This window comes from Polynucleobacter sp. MWH-Jannik1A5, from assembly GCF_018881795.1.
In the GTDB taxonomy this organism is placed as follows: domain Bacteria; phylum Pseudomonadota; class Gammaproteobacteria; order Burkholderiales; family Burkholderiaceae; genus Polynucleobacter.
In genome coordinates this window covers 1,431,488-1,446,125 of record NZ_JACVPQ010000001.1, presented here as the reverse complement: position 1 = coordinate 1,446,125, position 14,638 = coordinate 1,431,488, and the positions used below count along the sequence as shown (strand labels likewise).

The 14,638-nt window shown below is 45.4% G+C and carries 19 protein-coding genes; 7 read left to right on the top strand and 12 right to left on the bottom strand.

Annotation, left to right across the window (positions count from 1 at the left end):
* Nucleotides 1-92: 92 nt before the first annotated feature.
* Nucleotides 93-998, bottom strand: a complete 906-nt coding sequence (locus ICN23_RS07375) for a hydrogen peroxide-inducible genes activator (protein ID WP_216231547.1) — start codon at nt 996-998, stop codon at nt 93-95.
* Between the two features lie 145 nt (nt 999-1,143).
* On the opposite strand from ICN23_RS07375, the gene ICN23_RS07370 reads away from it, so the two are divergent.
* From ICN23_RS07370 to ICN23_RS07360, 3 genes are all read left to right on the top strand, one after another.
* Nucleotides 1,144-1,629 (top strand): rubrerythrin family protein, encoded by a 486-nt coding sequence (locus tag ICN23_RS07370; RefSeq protein WP_216231546.1) that lies wholly within the window; start codon nt 1,144-1,146, stop codon nt 1,627-1,629.
* A gap of 61 nt (nt 1,630-1,690) precedes the next feature.
* The gene (locus ICN23_RS07365) at nt 1,691-1,858 is read left to right on the top strand and encodes a rubredoxin (protein ID WP_216231545.1); all 168 of its coding nucleotides are present in this window, start codon (nt 1,691-1,693) and stop codon (nt 1,856-1,858) included.
* A gap of 57 nt (nt 1,859-1,915) precedes the next feature.
* Entirely contained in the window at nt 1,916-3,085 is a 1,170-nt protein-coding gene (locus ICN23_RS07360) for an NAD(P)/FAD-dependent oxidoreductase (RefSeq protein ID WP_216231544.1), read from the top strand.
* 65 nt (nt 3,086-3,150) lie between these two features.
* Here the strand turns inward: ICN23_RS07360 and ICN23_RS07355 are convergent, their stop codons facing one another.
* From ICN23_RS07355 to ICN23_RS07340, 4 genes are all read right to left on the bottom strand, one after another.
* The gene (locus ICN23_RS07355) at nt 3,151-3,744 is read right to left on the bottom strand and encodes a urate hydroxylase PuuD (protein ID WP_216231543.1); all 594 of its coding nucleotides are present in this window, start codon (nt 3,742-3,744) and stop codon (nt 3,151-3,153) included.
* 26 nt (nt 3,745-3,770) lie between these two features.
* Nucleotides 3,771-4,352 carry a superoxide dismutase gene (gene sodB, locus ICN23_RS07350; protein ID WP_216231542.1) on the bottom strand — a complete coding sequence of 194 codons (582 nt, stop codon included), beginning with the start codon at nt 4,350-4,352 and terminating at the stop codon, nt 3,771-3,773.
* 182 nt (nt 4,353-4,534) lie between these two features.
* Nucleotides 4,535-5,311, bottom strand: coding sequence for a 3-hydroxybutyrate dehydrogenase (locus tag ICN23_RS07345; RefSeq protein ID WP_216231541.1), 777 nt, complete (start codon nt 5,309-5,311; stop codon nt 4,535-4,537).
* 68 nt (nt 5,312-5,379) lie between these two features.
* Nucleotides 5,380-5,883, bottom strand: coding sequence for a YqaA family protein (locus tag ICN23_RS07340; RefSeq protein WP_216231961.1), 504 nt, complete (start codon nt 5,881-5,883; stop codon nt 5,380-5,382).
* A gap of 202 nt (nt 5,884-6,085) precedes the next feature.
* Between ICN23_RS07340 and ICN23_RS07335 the strand changes: the two genes are divergently transcribed.
* Together ICN23_RS07335 and ICN23_RS07330 are read left to right on the top strand one after the other, a co-directional pair.
* The gene (locus ICN23_RS07335) at nt 6,086-7,255 is read left to right on the top strand and encodes an acyl-CoA dehydrogenase family protein (protein WP_216231540.1); all 1,170 of its coding nucleotides are present in this window, start codon (nt 6,086-6,088) and stop codon (nt 7,253-7,255) included.
* A gap of 12 nt (nt 7,256-7,267) precedes the next feature.
* Nucleotides 7,268-8,452 carry a CaiB/BaiF CoA-transferase family protein gene (locus tag ICN23_RS07330; protein WP_216231539.1) on the top strand — a complete coding sequence of 395 codons (1,185 nt, stop codon included), beginning with the start codon at nt 7,268-7,270 and terminating at the stop codon, nt 8,450-8,452.
* On the opposite strand, the gene cls is transcribed toward ICN23_RS07330, so the two are convergent.
* Genes cls through ICN23_RS07315 form a run of 3 tightly spaced genes read right to left on the bottom strand, consistent with a single transcriptional unit; the run spans nt 8,449 to nt 10,873 of the window.
* Nucleotides 8,449-9,924 (bottom strand): cardiolipin synthase, encoded by a 1,476-nt coding sequence (gene cls, locus ICN23_RS07325; RefSeq protein ID WP_216231538.1) that lies wholly within the window; start codon nt 9,922-9,924, stop codon nt 8,449-8,451. The genes ICN23_RS07330 and cls overlap by 4 nt on opposite strands.
* A complete protein-coding gene (locus ICN23_RS07320; protein ID WP_216231537.1) occupies nt 9,921-10,673 on the bottom strand; it encodes an endonuclease/exonuclease/phosphatase family protein in 753 nt (250 codons plus the stop codon). Before ICN23_RS07320 ends, cls begins: the two co-directional genes overlap by 4 nt.
* Complete coding sequence (locus ICN23_RS07315; RefSeq protein ID WP_216231536.1) at nt 10,673-10,873, bottom strand: hypothetical protein; 201 nt, start codon at nt 10,871-10,873, stop codon at nt 10,673-10,675. The genes ICN23_RS07320 and ICN23_RS07315 overlap by 1 nt, the downstream gene beginning before the upstream one ends.
* Before the next feature lie 66 nt (nt 10,874-10,939).
* Between ICN23_RS07315 and ICN23_RS07310 the strand changes: the two genes are divergently transcribed.
* A complete protein-coding gene (locus tag ICN23_RS07310) occupies nt 10,940-11,635 on the top strand; it encodes an ABC transporter permease (protein WP_216231535.1) in 696 nt (231 codons plus the stop codon).
* Nucleotides 11,628-12,335 (top strand): ATP-binding cassette domain-containing protein, encoded by a 708-nt coding sequence (locus ICN23_RS07305; RefSeq protein WP_216231534.1) that lies wholly within the window; start codon nt 11,628-11,630, stop codon nt 12,333-12,335. The genes ICN23_RS07310 and ICN23_RS07305 overlap by 8 nt, the downstream gene beginning before the upstream one ends.
* Here ICN23_RS07305 and ICN23_RS07300 read toward each other — a convergent pair whose 3' ends face one another.
* From ICN23_RS07300 to fdh3B, 4 genes are read right to left on the bottom strand one after another with little or no spacing between them, the layout of a single operon-like run.
* Entirely contained in the window at nt 12,336-12,617 is a 282-nt protein-coding gene (locus ICN23_RS07300; protein ID WP_216231533.1) for a hypothetical protein, read from the bottom strand.
* 3 nt (nt 12,618-12,620) lie between these two features.
* Entirely contained in the window at nt 12,621-13,682 is a 1,062-nt protein-coding gene (locus ICN23_RS07295) for a formate dehydrogenase subunit gamma (RefSeq protein WP_216231532.1), read from the bottom strand.
* 47 nt (nt 13,683-13,729) lie between these two features.
* Entirely contained in the window at nt 13,730-13,966 is a 237-nt protein-coding gene (locus tag ICN23_RS07290; RefSeq protein ID WP_216231531.1) for a hypothetical protein, read from the bottom strand.
* On the bottom strand, nt 13,966-14,622 hold the full coding sequence (gene fdh3B, locus ICN23_RS07285; RefSeq protein WP_216231530.1) for a formate dehydrogenase FDH3 subunit beta: 657 nt from the start codon (nt 14,620-14,622) through the stop codon (nt 13,966-13,968). Before fdh3B ends, ICN23_RS07290 begins: the two co-directional genes overlap by 1 nt.
* Nucleotides 14,623-14,638: the final 16 nt, after the last annotated feature.

Here is a 14,638-nt window from a genome sequence, read left to right as displayed (position 1 = left end):
TTTGCCTAACATTTGCTGCCTTTTATATAAGTAATAAGATGGTGGACTGTAACAAGGATTGATAATGTTTGCTGAACAATAAGTCAGCGCTTTTAGGTCGCGCCAAATTGCTCGCGAATGCAATTGGCGAGCGCATTAAACTCTTGAGTATGCGCTGTAGATGATCGCGCAACTAAAGCAATCACTCTCTTAGGGGTTGGTGCGGCCAACTCTTTCGCCACTAGCTGAGAGTTATTCAATAAGCTACTTTTGACCGCCATACCAGGTAGCAAAGCAATCCCAAGACCAGACTCCACCATTTGCAATAGCGTTAACAAGCTGGTTGCTTCTAGGCCTTCTGCTTTGCGAATATCCGTCCGCCTACAGGCTTGCAAGCTATGTTCACGCAAGCAATGCCCCTCCTCCAACAATAAGAGCCTTTCAGCCATTTTGGCCGGTAAGGTTACCTCTTTACCTTTTAGCGCTGGATCACCTTCCTTAGCAACCAACCAAAAGTGATCATCAAATAATTCTTGTACCAAAAGGCCGCTGACATCATATGGCAAGGCAATCAAAGCAAAATCTAATTTATGCTCAGCCAATCTTGAAAGTAAATTTGCCGTTAGATCCTCTCTGAGGGTAATTTTGAGATCCGGAAATCGCGTGCGAACTTCTGGCAAAACCGTTGGCAATAAAAATGGTGCGATCGTTGGAATCACCCCCAAACGAATTGTGGCGGTCATTGGCTTGCCTGTTGCGCCCGCATACTCCACCAAATCTTCAGAAGCAGCCAAAATTAGTTTTGCACGCTCAAGCACCTCTAGCCCAATTGGGGTGATCGAAACATTCTGACGATCACGCTCTACCAAATGAATGCCTAGCGCATCTTCCAGCTCTTTTAATCCTGCACTCAATGTTGACTGCCCCACAAAGCAGGCTTGAGCTGCTCTTGTGAAATTCAGCTCTTTAGCCAACGCAACGAAATAACCTAACTGCCTTAGAGATGGTAAATACGCCATAAATACCCCCTGTTATCGATTTATTTGATAAATACTATCATAATGATTTACTGGACTGATAAATAAATTAAGCGCACACTGAATCCATGGTTGAGAAAGTAACAAATATGACTCAACAAACCGAAGTTAATGAAAAGGAATCAAAATGGCCCGTCCAGAAATCAAAACCATCCACAACTTAGAGTCCGCCTTTGCAGGTGAATCTATGGCACACATCAAATATCGTTACTTTGCAAAGTTGGCTCGCGCAGCTGGCGATGAAGAGACCGCCAAAATATTTGAAGCAACTGCTGAGCAAGAAGTAATGCATGCGTTTGGTCACTTAGACTTACTCTACCCCGCCAATACAATGACACCAGCGCGTGCCTTAGAGATCGCCATTGAAGGTGAAACTTATGAATACACTGAAATGTATCCATCCTTTCGTAAAACTGCAGTCGAAGAAGGTAACGCTGCTGCAATTCAAGAAATTGATGAGCAAATCGCAGAATCAAAAGAACATGCTGAGCAATTTCAGGCGCTATTAGCTAAAGCGGCAAAACGCTTCGCTGCACTAGCTAACGTGGAAGAGCGCCATGCCAACCATTACAAGCAGGCTTTAGAGAAAGCAAAGGTTTTTACTGCTCAATAAGAGCGGCTCAGAAATAAATTGCAATTAAATTTAAAATGAATGAATTATTTAAGGAACCAGTATGAAATCTTACCAATGTATCGTGTGCGGCTATATCTACGATGAAGCAAAAGGAATTCCGGAGGATGGCATTCCTGCTGGAACCCTTTGGGCTGATGTGCCAGAAGACTGGGAATGCCCTGACTGCGGCGTAGCAAAAGCTGACTTTGAGATGGTTCAGATAAGCTAATACCTACACTTCACCCCTAGTCCTGTTTATTATTTTGTCACTTTGGAGAGCTCAGCTTTGGATCAAACCACCCCTCAATCCCCATCCGCGATTGTCATCATTGGCAGCGGATTAGCTGGCTATACCGTCGTACGTGAAATCCGTAAACTAGATAAAACAGTGCCAATCACTTTAGTGACTCGAGAGCCTGGTTACTTTTATTCAAAGCCGATGCTCTCTACCGCTCTAGCTAGCAATAAAGAAGCTGCGCAACTCATCTCTACCCCTGCCGATGGCATGGCAACCCAACAAGAGATGACCATCATGAGTGAATGTGATGTGATCTCCATTAACCCTGATAAGCAAACCATTCAAACTAACAAAGGCGAAGTGACCTACGGAAAACTGGTGATGGCCCTAGGGTCCGATCAAATTCGTTTACCACTTCAAGGTAATGCCGCCAATACGGTGATGACTGTTAATGATTTAGAGGACTACGCACTCTTTCGTAAAGCAATTGTTGGCAAAAAGAAGGTTGCCATTTTGGGCGCCGGTTTAATTGGCTGCGAATTTGCCAATGATCTTGTGCTCGGCGACTATGAAGTGGATGTCATTGACTTAGCCCCTCAGGCCTTAGGTCGCCTATTACCAGAAGCGGCAGCGCTTGAGCTGCAGCAAAAATTAAGTGACGCTGGCGTACGCTGGCATCTATCGACCACCGTTCAGGCAATTGACCACCAAGCAGAATCACTACAAGTGACACTAGCCAATGGCAAGACGATTACTTGCGATGTATTTTTATCCGCAGTAGGCTTAAAACCGAGAATTGAATTAGCTAAAGTAACCGGTATCAACGTTGGTACTGGCATTCAGGTGAATCGCCAACTAGAAACTAATCTTAAAAACATCTTTGCTATTGGAGATTGTGCAGAAATTGAAGGTTTAGTGTTGCCTTACGTGATGCCGATCATGCAAGCAGCAAGAGCATTGGCGCCAACCTTATTGGGTCAAGCCACAGCACTCACCTATCCTGCAATGCCGGTGATGGTGAAGACCCCTGCTTTACCCACCATAGTTTCCCCACCAGCAAAGGGTGCTGAAGGTAGGTGGACTACCACCCCAGTAGAAGGCGGCCTTGAAGCCCGCTTTGAATCTGCCGACGGCAAGCTGTTGGGCTTTGCATTAATGGGAACGGCTACTGCACAACGTGGCGCCCTCACCAAAGAACTGCCAGCCATACTGACCTAAGCAACATCGATACAGAAACAAAAAGGCCCGCATTGCGGGCCTTTTCTTTATGCAGCTAGCGGTGATTAAGAAACAATCACGAACCAAGTTGTGTTGTGTGATTGAGCAACCATCAAAAACAACATCGGGATAGATAGGATTGTGTTTAAACGGGATGTCAACATTGCAACGCGAGCTGATTTTGCTTTTACGTCTGCTTCAACAGCAACAATGCCAAGTGCACGCTTTTGATTTGGCCAAATAATGAACCAAACGTTAAAGGCCATGATCAACGCGATCCACATGCCCAAACCAATTGCACGGAATGGAGCTTGCAATGTGAATGCTTGATGCAAGTAACCACTTAAACCCGCAACGATCAAACCAGTAACAACAGTAAACAAAGCTGCGTAACGGAACCAAAATAATGCAGTTGGGGCAATCACTTTACCAATCGCTGGTTTTTGCTCATCAGGAATCTTTGGCATAGAAGGGATTTGCACAAAGTTAAAGTACCAGAGCAAACCGATCCACATCACACCAAACATCACGTGTAACCAACGGAAAATAAATGGGAGTTCAGCAGAACTAAAGTTTCCGCCCAATGCAAAGATGATTAAAACGAGAAGTACAAAGCCAGCTAAAACTGTGCGGCCCAGCGAGGTCAAGATAGAAGCCATAAGATTTTCCAGATTATTAAAAATAATTACTTAGCAAAATTCTGACTAGCAAAATCCCAATTCACCAGATTCCAAAAGTTTTCCAGATACTTTGGTCGCGCATTGCGAGTATCGATATAGTAGGCATGCTCCCAAACGTCGCATGTCAAAAGAGCTTTAGCATCGGTAGTAAGAGGAGTTGCTGCATTGCTGGTAGAAACTAGATCAAGACTGCCATCTGCCTTCTTAACCAACCATGCCCAACCTGATCCGAAAGTTCCAACTGCGCATTTGGTGAATTCTTCTTTGAATTTATCAAATGATCCCCACTTAGCATTAATGGCATCGGCCAATGCACCAGTAGGAGCTCCACCGCCATTTGGCTTCATGCCAAACCAATAAAAAGTGTGATTCCAAACTTGGGCTGCATTATTAAAAATACCGCCGGAAGATTTTTTAACAATCTCTTCAAGGGAGGAATTCTCAAACTCAGTGCCCTTAATTAAATTATTCAAATTAGTGACGTATGTCTGGTGATGCTTGCCATAGTGATACTCCAGGGTTTCCTTAGAAATATAAGGGGTCAAAGCATCTAGCGCGTAAGGTAACTGAGGTAAGGTATGTTCCATTTGTATTCCTTTAAATTTCATTAAGCAAAAATATAGGTTATTTTGGGATAACTATAGACTATTCTGACTTTTTTGTTTGAGGGGCAAGTAAATGCTGTAACCCCATATCTCAAGACCCAACTATAAAAAGAAATGCCGGCAATAGGCTCGCCGGCATCCGATAAGACCAAGGGTTCTGCAGCTTATTGAGCCGTCCAGCCACCATCCATATTCCAGGCCACTCCCCGCACCTCAGAAGCATCTGGTCCGCATAGAAACACTGCCAGGGCTGCTAATTGCTCGGGACTCACAAACTCACCAGACGGCTGTTTTTCAGAGACCAAGGCAGTCTTCGCAGCCTCATTAGAAATGCCTTCACGCTCAGCGCGAGCATCCACCTGTTTTTGAACCAAAGGGGTTAAAACCCAGCCCGGGCAAATCGCATTACAAGTAATGCCAGTGCGCGCGTTCTCTAGAGCAGTCACTTTAGTGAGACCAACAATGCCATGTTTGGCAGCAACATAAGCTGCTTTCTGAGTAGAGGCCACTAAGCCATGAACAGAAGCAATATTAATAATGCGACCCCAATTACGCTTCTTCATACCAGGCAAAGCATGATGCGTAGTATGAAAAGCAGAGCTCAAATTAATGGCGATGATCGCATCCCATTTGTCCGTTGGAAACTCTTCAATATTTGCAGTGTATTGAATGCCAGCGTTATTAACCAAAATATCTAATGAGCCGAAGCGCTTTTCAGTTTGCTTGATGAGATCTTCAATTTCAGCAGGCTTGCTCATATCGGCACCGTGATATTCAACCTCCACTCCACAAGCTTTAATTTTGGCAATGGCTTCATCTTTTTCACCAAAACCGTTAACCATAATATTGGCGCCTTGCTTTGCTAACGCAATTGCCATACCTAAGCCAATACCACTAGTTGAGCCTGTGACTAGCGCAGTTTTACCTTTTAATGTGGACATTTCATTTACCGTATCAAGTTGACCAAAGGGCTTTTTTGCCCAAAACTTGATGTTACAGGATCCGGGACTTAGATCAGATGCAGCCAGCGGCCTAACTGGTGCCAAAAGCTGTCTGGAACCAGGGTGAGGAGCCAGGTGAACATAATGAAGCGCAATAGCTTGCCTATGAACATATAAACAAGACATGGCTGCCAAGGGAGTTTTAACCAGCCGGCCGCTAAACACAGGGGGTCACCAAGACCCGGAAGCCAGGAAAGCAATAGTAATTTAGGGCCCCAATTTTCTAGCCACCGCTTCAGGCGACTATTACTAGGTTCATCCATGGATTTAAAACTATTGCGGGCGATAACCCCAAGCCACCAATCCACCATTCCACCCATAGTATTGCCGACTGTGGCAACCATAATGGCAACCCAAAATAAGTGCGGATTCAGAGTGATGTACCCAAATAAAATAGGTTCAGATCCAGCCGGAATTAATGTGGCAGAAATAAATGCGCTAATAAATACTGCCGGCAACCCGACAGAGGGCATTCCAAACCACGAAAAAAAATGCTCAAACATATGCTCCATTAAGCAACCGTCGCTTGCATATGTTTGATTAGGCGAATAGATGGCGCCGGATGGCATCCGTCTGTATTTATTTCCATCTTCTCTCTAGGTCTCATTTAGTCTATTTTGCCTTGTTTTGGCCAATATCCAAGAATTTCAAATCTTGCTTAAACTAATGCCTTAATTGGCAAATAAACCATAAAACCTATAAATCGAGACATTCATGAATCACCCTATCCCTAAACCTGACCAATACCAAGAAATGCGCGAAGCCTTGCGTGACCTCTGCGGCTCCTTTGATTCCACTTATTGGCAAAAGATTGATCATGAGAGAGGTTATCCTGAAGCTTTTGTAGATGCCATGACTAAGGCTGGATGGTTGGCCGCATTAATTCCAGAAGAATATGGCGGCTCTGGCTTGGGCCTTGCTGAAGCCTCCGTCATCATGGAAGAAATTAATTTTTCTGGCGGCAATTCAGGTTCATGTCATGGACAGATGTACAACATGGGCACCCTGTTACGTCACGGCTCTGAAGCTCAGAAAAAAATGTACTTACCCAAAATTGCATCAGGTGAGCTGCGCCTTCAAAGTATGGCTGTTACAGAACCCACTACTGGAACCGATACGACCAAATTAAAAACCACTGCAGTTAAAAAGGGTGATAAATATGTAGTGAATGGTCAAAAGGTGTGGATCTCTCGTATTCAACACTCAGATCTCATGATCTTGCTTGCGCGCACTACGCCAATCAGTGAAGTGCAACGCAAATCCGAAGGTATGTCGATCTTTATCGTGAACCTTGCCGATGCAATCGGCAAAGGCATGGAAGTTCGACCGATTGCTAATATGGTCAACCATGAAACCAATGAAGTGTTCTTTGATAATCTAGAAATTCCAGCGGAAAACTTGATTGGCACAGAAGGCCAAGGTTTTAAATACATCCTTGATGGCCTAAATGCAGAACGCGTCTTAATCGCCGCAGAATGTATTGGCGATGCCTATTGGTTTATTGATCGCGCACGTCGCTATGCCAATGACCGCGTTGTATTTGATCGCCCAATTGGCAAAAACCAAGGCATCCAATTCCCGATTGCAGATAGCTATATTGAAACTGAAGCAGCTAATCTCATGCGCTTTAAAGCATGTGAATTATTTGATAACCACCAACCCTGTGGGCCAGAAGCCAATATGGCCAAATACCTGGCTGCTAAAGCATCCTGGGAAGCTGCTAATGTCTGCCTTCAGACGCATGGCGGTTTTGGCTTTGCTAATGAATACGATGTAGAGCGCAAGTTTAGGGAGACTCGCCTGTATCAAGTGGCGCCAATTTCAACTAATTTGATTTACTCCTACATTGCCGAACATGTTCTTGGCTTACCAAGATCTTTCTAAAAAGCGATTCTTATGAACGTTCGTCCTTTAGATGGAATTACGGTTGTTGCACTCGAGCACGTTATTGCAGCGCCATTCTGTACTCGGCAACTGGCTGATTTAGGCGCGCGCATTATTAAAATTGAGCGTCCTGGCGGCGGAGATTTTGCGAGAGGCTATGACACCCAAGTTGAGGGCCTCTCCTCTCACTTTGTTTGGGTCAATCGGTCTAAGGAGAGCTTGACCCTTGACCTCAAGCAAGACTCTGCAATAGCAATACTGAAGAATTTATTAAAAACAGCTGATGTCTTTATTCAGAATCTTGCGCCAGGTGCGGCCTCTCGTATGGGTCTGAGCCCAGAGGTTTTGCAAAAAGAAAATCCTGGCTTAATTACCTGCGCCATCTCAGGCTACGGGAATGATGGGCCTTATCGAGACAAAAAGGCTTACGACCTCCTAATCCAAAGCGAAGCAGGCTTTCTTTCAATTACCGGAACGCCGGAAACACCTAGTAAAGCTGGTAACTCGATTGCTGATATTGCCGCAGGGATGTATGCCTATACGAATATCTTGGCAGCATTACTGCAAAGAGGGAAAACTGGGAAAGGCACGGTAATTGATATCTCCATGCTGGAGGCATTAAGCGAGTGGATGAGTTTCCCAATGTATTACGCCTACAAAGGTGCAGAACCACCACCTAGAAATGGCGCATCACATGCAACTATTTATCCATATGGGCCATTTAAAGCGGGTGATGGCAAAACGGTTATGTTGGGTCTTCAAAATGAGCGTGAATGGGTACAGTTTTGCGAAACGGTATTAGAAAATCCAGCACTTGCATTGGATGAGCGATTTGATCGCAACTTTAAGCGCAATGAAAAACGTGCTGAGCTCTTAGAAATTATTGATGCTTGCTTTAGTAAGCTCACTTCAGAACAGCTGATTGCCAGATTAGACAAGGCGCAAATTGCAAATGCGCATCTCAATGATATGGCAGGCCTTTGGAAGCATCAGCAACTCAAAGCACGCAATCGCTGGACTGAGGTTGGCACCCCAAACGGCGCTATTGCCGCCCTTCTGCCTCCAGGCCTCAATGACAGCTATGAATACCGCATGGATCCCATTCCTGCGGTAGGAGAGCACACTGACTCCATTCTCAAAGAGCTCGGACTGTCCGAGTCTGAGATAGCGTCTATGCGAGCTAGTGGCGCGATTTAAAGCAGTGGCGAAGTAAGATGCGCCGCATTCTCTAGATAACGACGCCAAGTTGGTCGTTTTGCCCAAGCTTTTGGATCCACATAATCAGCTTGTGCCAAATAAGACGCAATTAATTTTTCTAACTTAGCGCAAAAATCAACGTTGTAAACAATCAGACTGATTTCAAAATTCAGACGTAGGCTTCGTTGATCAAAATTAACAGAGCCAAAGACGGCAATGCGCTTATCAATTAATAAGCTCTTAGTGTGCAGTAAGCCGCCATGGAACTCCGCAATAATTACTCCAGAGTTCATCAAATCCTCATAGAAGCTTTTACTGCTCCAAGCAACTAGCGTGGAATCATTCAACTTAGGAACAATCAAGGTGACCTTAACTCCTCTGGCTGCCGCAGCCATCAGCGCTTGGATTAAACCATCATCTGGACCAAAATAAGGTGTAGTAATGGTCAACTCTTCACGGGCATCCATAATGGCCGAGAGTAGAACTTGATACAAGATATCATCACGATAAACCGGCCCTGAAGAGAACTCCTGAGCCAAAGCGCCACCAGCATGAGGAGAGGAAGGTGGCTCACGATCCCTAAAGTTAGTGATATTAGGGTTGTCAACACTCCAATCGAATGCAAAGGTCAATTCAAACTGTGATGCAACTGGGCCTTCAATGCGAACCATGGCATCAACCCATTCACCTACACCTGAGTCTTGCTTAAACGTCCGCGGGTCAACTAGATTCATGCTGCCTGTCCACACTACAGCACCATCAATAACGAATATCTTGCGATGTAGACGCAAATCAGCACGACGGAACTGGAAGCGACCAACCTGAATCGGCAATGCCTCGGTTACCTCAATCCCCGCTTTACGAAAACGTGCCGGCCATTGAGATTTAAACCAAGATTTACTGCCCAGAGAATCCAGCAATACTCGGCAAGCTACACCGCGCTGAGATGCTGCAATTAAAGCCTCACAAACTCTATCCGCATCTCCGCCGAGAGCCCAAATATAAAACTCCAGATGCAAGCTCTTCTTAGCGTTATTAATCTCATCAATAAAATTTTGCAAGATTTTGAGTGAGTTTGTATGCAGTTCAATTTTGTTGCCTGCTACTACTGGTGAACCATTTTTAGACTCAGCCAAAAGACTGAGGGCCCTACCCTCAGCTGGCAACTGCTGTCTATCAGCCGCAAACTCCTGACGTATCGTCTCAGTGAGTTTTTCATACTCATGATTCATGCGCACAATCTTGCGCGTCAGCTTTCGACCTACAGGTCTCTCGCCTATCAGAACATATAATGAAATTCCCAAAAGGGGTATCAATATGACGATCAGAAACCATGCAAATGCTACGCCAACCGGCCTTCTAACCGAAATTAAATGAAGGCCAAATAGAAGCACAATAATGACATGCACTATCGGAACCCATATGAGAGAGAACCCGAAAAGGGATCCAAAAATAAACGCCATAATATTCATACAAGTTCCAATTCAGCAGTAATACCTAGATGATCAGACAAATTAAGCCACTCATGCAAAATTTCCGCAGAATGAATTTTGAGTCCGCGTACATAAATCCTATCCATTGGAAGTAACGGCCTCACACTCGGAAATGTTTTGGCTGGTGATCCAGTGAGTGTCTCAAAGACCTCATTAAATCCAGCAGCCTTCATTGGCGCACTCACACGATTACGCCAATCATTAAAGTCTCCTGCAACAATCGTAGGCCCATCTTGCGTCAAATCTCGAATGTGCCTAATGATAGCCTCGAGCTGCCGCTCTCTGCCACGCTCAAAGAGCGCCAGATGCACGCAAAAACAATGAATGGGCGTATCAACGCCATCCAGACTGGTAATACTATGAAGTAGTCCCCGACTCTCAAAACGATAGGCTGAGATATCGTAGTTATTTCCTTTTTGCTGAGGATGCCTCGAGAGAATGGCATTGCCATGATGCCCATTGCGATACTCCACATTTTTTCCATAATGCCAGTGCTGCCAAAAATCCTCGGAGAGGAAGTGAGTTAACTCTGTCAGCGGCCATTGCCCAAAACGCCTTAATCTTCCTCGATGCTCTTGTTGCAATTCTTGCAAAAAAAGGAGGTCTGGATATTGAGTGCGCATTTTTTGGCGCAACTGATAAATCGTTGCATGTCGATGCAAGGGTGATACACCCTTGTGAACATTCATACTCAAAACAGTAAAACGGGAAGAATTACTTTGGCTCATTAAAACTGTCCCGCGGCACGTTGACGCCGTACGCGCGCTAAATAGATTTCGCCCTCAATTAAATCCTGGCACTGCATACATTTATTGCAAATAGAGGCCTGCTCGCGCAACTCATCAATAGAGTCGATTGGATGGGTATCCAAATACTCACGCAAATCCACGTCGAGGACCTCGTTGCAGAGGCAAACCACTTCAGCCATAAGTCGAAAATAGGGAAATCAATCTCATTACAGCCATTTTGCCATTGCCTTGATAGAATCAAGCGCATGTTGAAAGCTTTCCAAGACGCCCTTTCTTTACTCGCCCAGCTAGACGGTGGTGTTTTGGGCATTGTTATGGTTTCCCTGCAGGTCAGCCTCAGCGCCCTATTGATTGGCACGCTGTTAGGCCTACCTATTGGCGCCCTTCTGGCGACGGAACAATTTACCGGCAAAAAGACGATTATTGTGACCCTGAATACCCTCATGGGAGTGCCGACAGTGATCGTTGGGGTCTTGGTATACCTCATGCTATCGCGCACAGGACCCTTAGGGGCATGGGGATGGTTATTTACCATCAAAGGTATGGTTGTAGCCCAAACACTACTTACTACCCCCTTAATCGCCGCTCTGAGCCGACAAATCCTTGAAGATTCCTGGAGAGTTCATAGGGACTCTTTTCTAAGCCTGAAATTACCTCCGCTATCACGCTTTAAGTGGCTTTTGTGGGATTGTCGCTTTTCCCTGACGATTGCTGTCCTTGCGGGCCTAGCTAGAGCCATTTCTGAGGTTGGCGCCGTCATGATTGTGGGCGGCAATATTGATCGCTCCACTAGAACTATGACTACTGCTATTGCTCTTGAAACAAGCAAGGGCGATCTTCCATTGGCCCTCGCACTGGGCATAGTCCTGCTATTGATTGTCCTGCTAGCTAATTTATTTACCTTTGCAGTACGCCAAATTGCGGAGCATCGCTATGGTTAATACTATCGAAAATTTTGAGAGGTTCATTGAACTCAAAGACATCATTGTCAAGAGTAATGCCAGAACCATTCTTAATATTCCACATGCCATTATTCCCGCAGACAGAATTACCGCCTGCATTGGACCGAATGGTGCTGGGAAAACTACTTTTCTCAAGGTGCTTGATGGCCTTATCAAACCGGATAGCGGCTCCGTCACCTACTCCTTCCAAACTAAGACTTCATTAGTTCTGCATCACACCCCGATGATTAAAGCTTCTGCAGCCGCTAACATTGGGATCGTTCAAGATGTCGATTCAAGCATCACCAAAATGGATATCCAACAGATCATGGAGGAAGTTGGTCTAAGCAACTTAGCCAATAGTCCAGCACATAAATTATCTGCTGGCGAAAGACAAAAACTTTGCCTTGCAAGGGCCATTCTTCTGAAGCCCAATTTAGTTTTATTAGATGAGCCTACTGCCAATCTTGATCCCAACACCACTGAACAGGTTGAAGACCTCATTCGAAAATTTGATCAGCATGGCGTGGATGTGATTTTTTCATCTCATCAACTAGCGCAAGTGCAAAGACTCGCTCAACATATCATCTTCATTGACCAAGGTGAGATAAAAGAAAAGGGACCCGTAGGCCCCTTCTTTGAAAATCCCCAGACAAAAGCAGCTAAACGCTACTTACATCAAGAGTTGTTATCCGATTAATTACTTCGCAGCAGGTGCTGCTGGCGCTGCTGCAGCTACCGGGGGAGTAAATGGTGGAGGTGCAGTACAAGCTCCAGGAGCCGGTGTACCTGGCGCTCTAAATTGATCCGCCACCTTGTTTTGTGACAGACATAATTTGTAAGCACCTACTCTATCTCCGTAAGCAGCCTTAGCTTTAGTTAAGGCTGCTGCTTCCGCTTGCTCAGGGGTTAATGGAGGTAGTGCAGCAAACGCTACAGTACCGGCAAAAGCGCAGAATGTGAAAGCAATGATTTTTTTCATGGCTTAACCCTTTTTATTAAGATCGTCGTACCAAAGCTCATGGTGCTCTTTAGCCCAAGTCGCATCAACGTAACCAGTCTTCATACCGTCGATTGAACCTTGCATACCGATAGTACCGATATAGATATGCCCCATCGCTAGCGCGCTCATTAAGATCGCAGCACTACTGTGAATGATGTTAGCAATCTGCATCGTGCCACGTGTGTATTCAATAGTCATGAACGGCACGATCATATCGAGCACAAACCCAGAGGCTGAAATGAGGAGACCCAAGAAGGTCATACCAAACCAGAACCAGAATTTCTCACCGAAGTTGAAGAAACCAGCCGGGATGTGTTTGCCATTCAAAATTCCACCGAAGTTCATGATCCAATTCATATCACCCTTGCCTGGGATATTCTTACTTACGAAGAGCAAGAAGAAGATCACGATACAGATCGTAAACAATGGACCAGTGAAGTTATGAATATTCTTGCAAACATCCAAGAATGATCCGTAAGCTACTCCACCCATCAAAGGCATCGCAAAATATTTGCCGTACAGAATCAATAGGCCAGTAAACGCTAAAGCCAAGAAACTAAAAGCCATCAACCAGTGAACCAAGCGATCAAAAGCGCTGAAGCGTTTGATTTTTACGCCTGACATTGGCTCATGCAGTTTGATTGAGCCTTTGATTGTGTACATTGCAACTACACCAAAGAATGCAAGTGCAAGCAACCACCCACCGTATACAGTAATGACACCGTTGCGAATTACGCGCCACTGTTGCCCGGAACGCTGAATCAATACGCTAGCCTCTTTGTCTGGAATGCTGACATAGTTGTAAGGGTCGCTATTAGCCGAAGTAAATATGGATGGATTTGCTGGCTGAGCCTGTGCTTGCGTGCCGTTAGCTAAAGCATTTGGATTGGCCGGCACAGACAATGGCGGGATGTCCACTCCGCTAGGAGAAGGCAATGGCGCCATCGGTGCGCGCTCAGCTAGACTTATTCCGCTTGCCAAAGTCAGCGACAAACCTGCGGTCACCACTAAAGCACGTAGAACTTTTGAAAATGATCGTTTCATACAGATGTCCTTAAACGTTTTCGTTTTATTTATAGTTATTTAGTGGATCACTTCATGCGGCTGTATTCGTTTTGACCCTGGGTGCGCTTATCAACAGACTCAGTCCAACTAGCCTGATTACCTGGCGTCCAATTCTTAGTCATAAAACCATTATTAGCGCCCATGTAAGGGGCCACGTCTGGACGTTTAGCAGCCTTAGCAGCAATTTCTGGAGGCTCAGAGCAAGCAGCCAACAACGTGGCTGCTGCAAAACATAAACCGAGAGTTTTGAAATTAACTTTCATTATTTAGCTCCTGGAATTTTTGCAGCAGGTGTTGGTGTTGGCGCAGGTGTATCTGGGCCGCCGTAGGCAGTAGTCCAGCCAAATGCTTTAGACCCTGGATACTTACCATTTTTCTCACGAATAGCAACGCGATTGTTGTAGATGCTAGAAATAATGTCGCTATCGCCACCAATCAATGCCTTGGTAGAGCACATCTCAGCGCATAGTGGCAACTTACCTTCCGCCAAACGATTACGTCCATACTTCTCGAACTCAGCAACACTACCGTTCTCTTCTGGACCACCGCTACAGAATGTGCACTTATCCATCTTGCTGCGAGTACCAAAGGCACCCTTGCTTAAGAATTGTGGTGCGCCAAATGGGCAAGCAAAGGAACAGTAGCCGCAACCGATGCAGATATCTTTATCGTGCAACACAACACCCTCGTCAGTGCGGTAGAAGCAGTCCACTGGACATACCGCCATACAAGGAGCATCACTACAGTGCATACATGCAACTGAGACTGATTTTTCTTGACCAATGATGCCATCGTTCACTGTTACTACGCGACGACGGTTAACGCCCCAAGGAACTTCGTTATCGTTTTTACAGGCCGTGACACAACCGTTGCATTCGATGCATCGCTCTGTGTCGCAGATAAATTTCATTCTTGCCATTGTGTTCTCCTGACTT

Coding starts and splice junctions, on each gene's coding strand:
- ICN23_RS07375 (WP_216231547.1), bottom strand. CDS start 998: ATGGCGTATTTACCATCTCTAAGGCAGTTAGGTTATTTCGTTGCGTTG.
- ICN23_RS07370 (WP_216231546.1), top strand. CDS start 1,144: ATGGCCCGTCCAGAAATCAAAACCATCCACAACTTAGAGTCCGCCTTT.
- ICN23_RS07365 (WP_216231545.1), top strand. CDS start 1,691: ATGAAATCTTACCAATGTATCGTGTGCGGCTATATCTACGATGAAGCA.
- ICN23_RS07355 (WP_216231543.1), bottom strand. CDS start 3,744: ATGGCTTCTATCTTGACCTCGCTGGGCCGCACAGTTTTAGCTGGCTTT.
- sodB (WP_216231542.1), bottom strand. CDS start 4,352: ATGGAACATACCTTACCTCAGTTACCTTACGCGCTAGATGCTTTGACC.
- ICN23_RS07345 (WP_216231541.1), bottom strand. CDS start 5,311: ATGTCCACATTAAAAGGTAAAACTGCGCTAGTCACAGGCTCAACTAGT.
- ICN23_RS07340 (WP_216231961.1), bottom strand. CDS start 5,883: ATGGAGCATATGTTTGAGCATTTTTTTTCGTGGTTTGGAATGCCCTCT.
- ICN23_RS07335 (WP_216231540.1), top strand. CDS start 6,086: ATGAATCACCCTATCCCTAAACCTGACCAATACCAAGAAATGCGCGAA.
- ICN23_RS07330 (WP_216231539.1), top strand. CDS start 7,268: ATGAACGTTCGTCCTTTAGATGGAATTACGGTTGTTGCACTCGAGCAC.
- cls (WP_216231538.1), bottom strand. CDS start 9,924: ATGAATATTATGGCGTTTATTTTTGGATCCCTTTTCGGGTTCTCTCTC.
- ICN23_RS07320 (WP_216231537.1), bottom strand. CDS start 10,673: ATGAGCCAAAGTAATTCTTCCCGTTTTACTGTTTTGAGTATGAATGTT.
- ICN23_RS07315 (WP_216231536.1), bottom strand. CDS start 10,873: ATGGCTGAAGTGGTTTGCCTCTGCAACGAGGTCCTCGACGTGGATTTG.
- ICN23_RS07310 (WP_216231535.1), top strand. CDS start 10,940: ATGTTGAAAGCTTTCCAAGACGCCCTTTCTTTACTCGCCCAGCTAGAC.
- ICN23_RS07305 (WP_216231534.1), top strand. CDS start 11,628: ATGGTTAATACTATCGAAAATTTTGAGAGGTTCATTGAACTCAAAGAC.
- ICN23_RS07300 (WP_216231533.1), bottom strand. CDS start 12,617: ATGAAAAAAATCATTGCTTTCACATTCTGCGCTTTTGCCGGTACTGTA.
- ICN23_RS07295 (WP_216231532.1), bottom strand. CDS start 13,682: ATGAAACGATCATTTTCAAAAGTTCTACGTGCTTTAGTGGTGACCGCA.
- ICN23_RS07290 (WP_216231531.1), bottom strand. CDS start 13,966: ATGAAAGTTAATTTCAAAACTCTCGGTTTATGTTTTGCAGCAGCCACG.
- fdh3B (WP_216231530.1), bottom strand. CDS start 14,622: ATGGCAAGAATGAAATTTATCTGCGACACAGAGCGATGCATCGAATGC.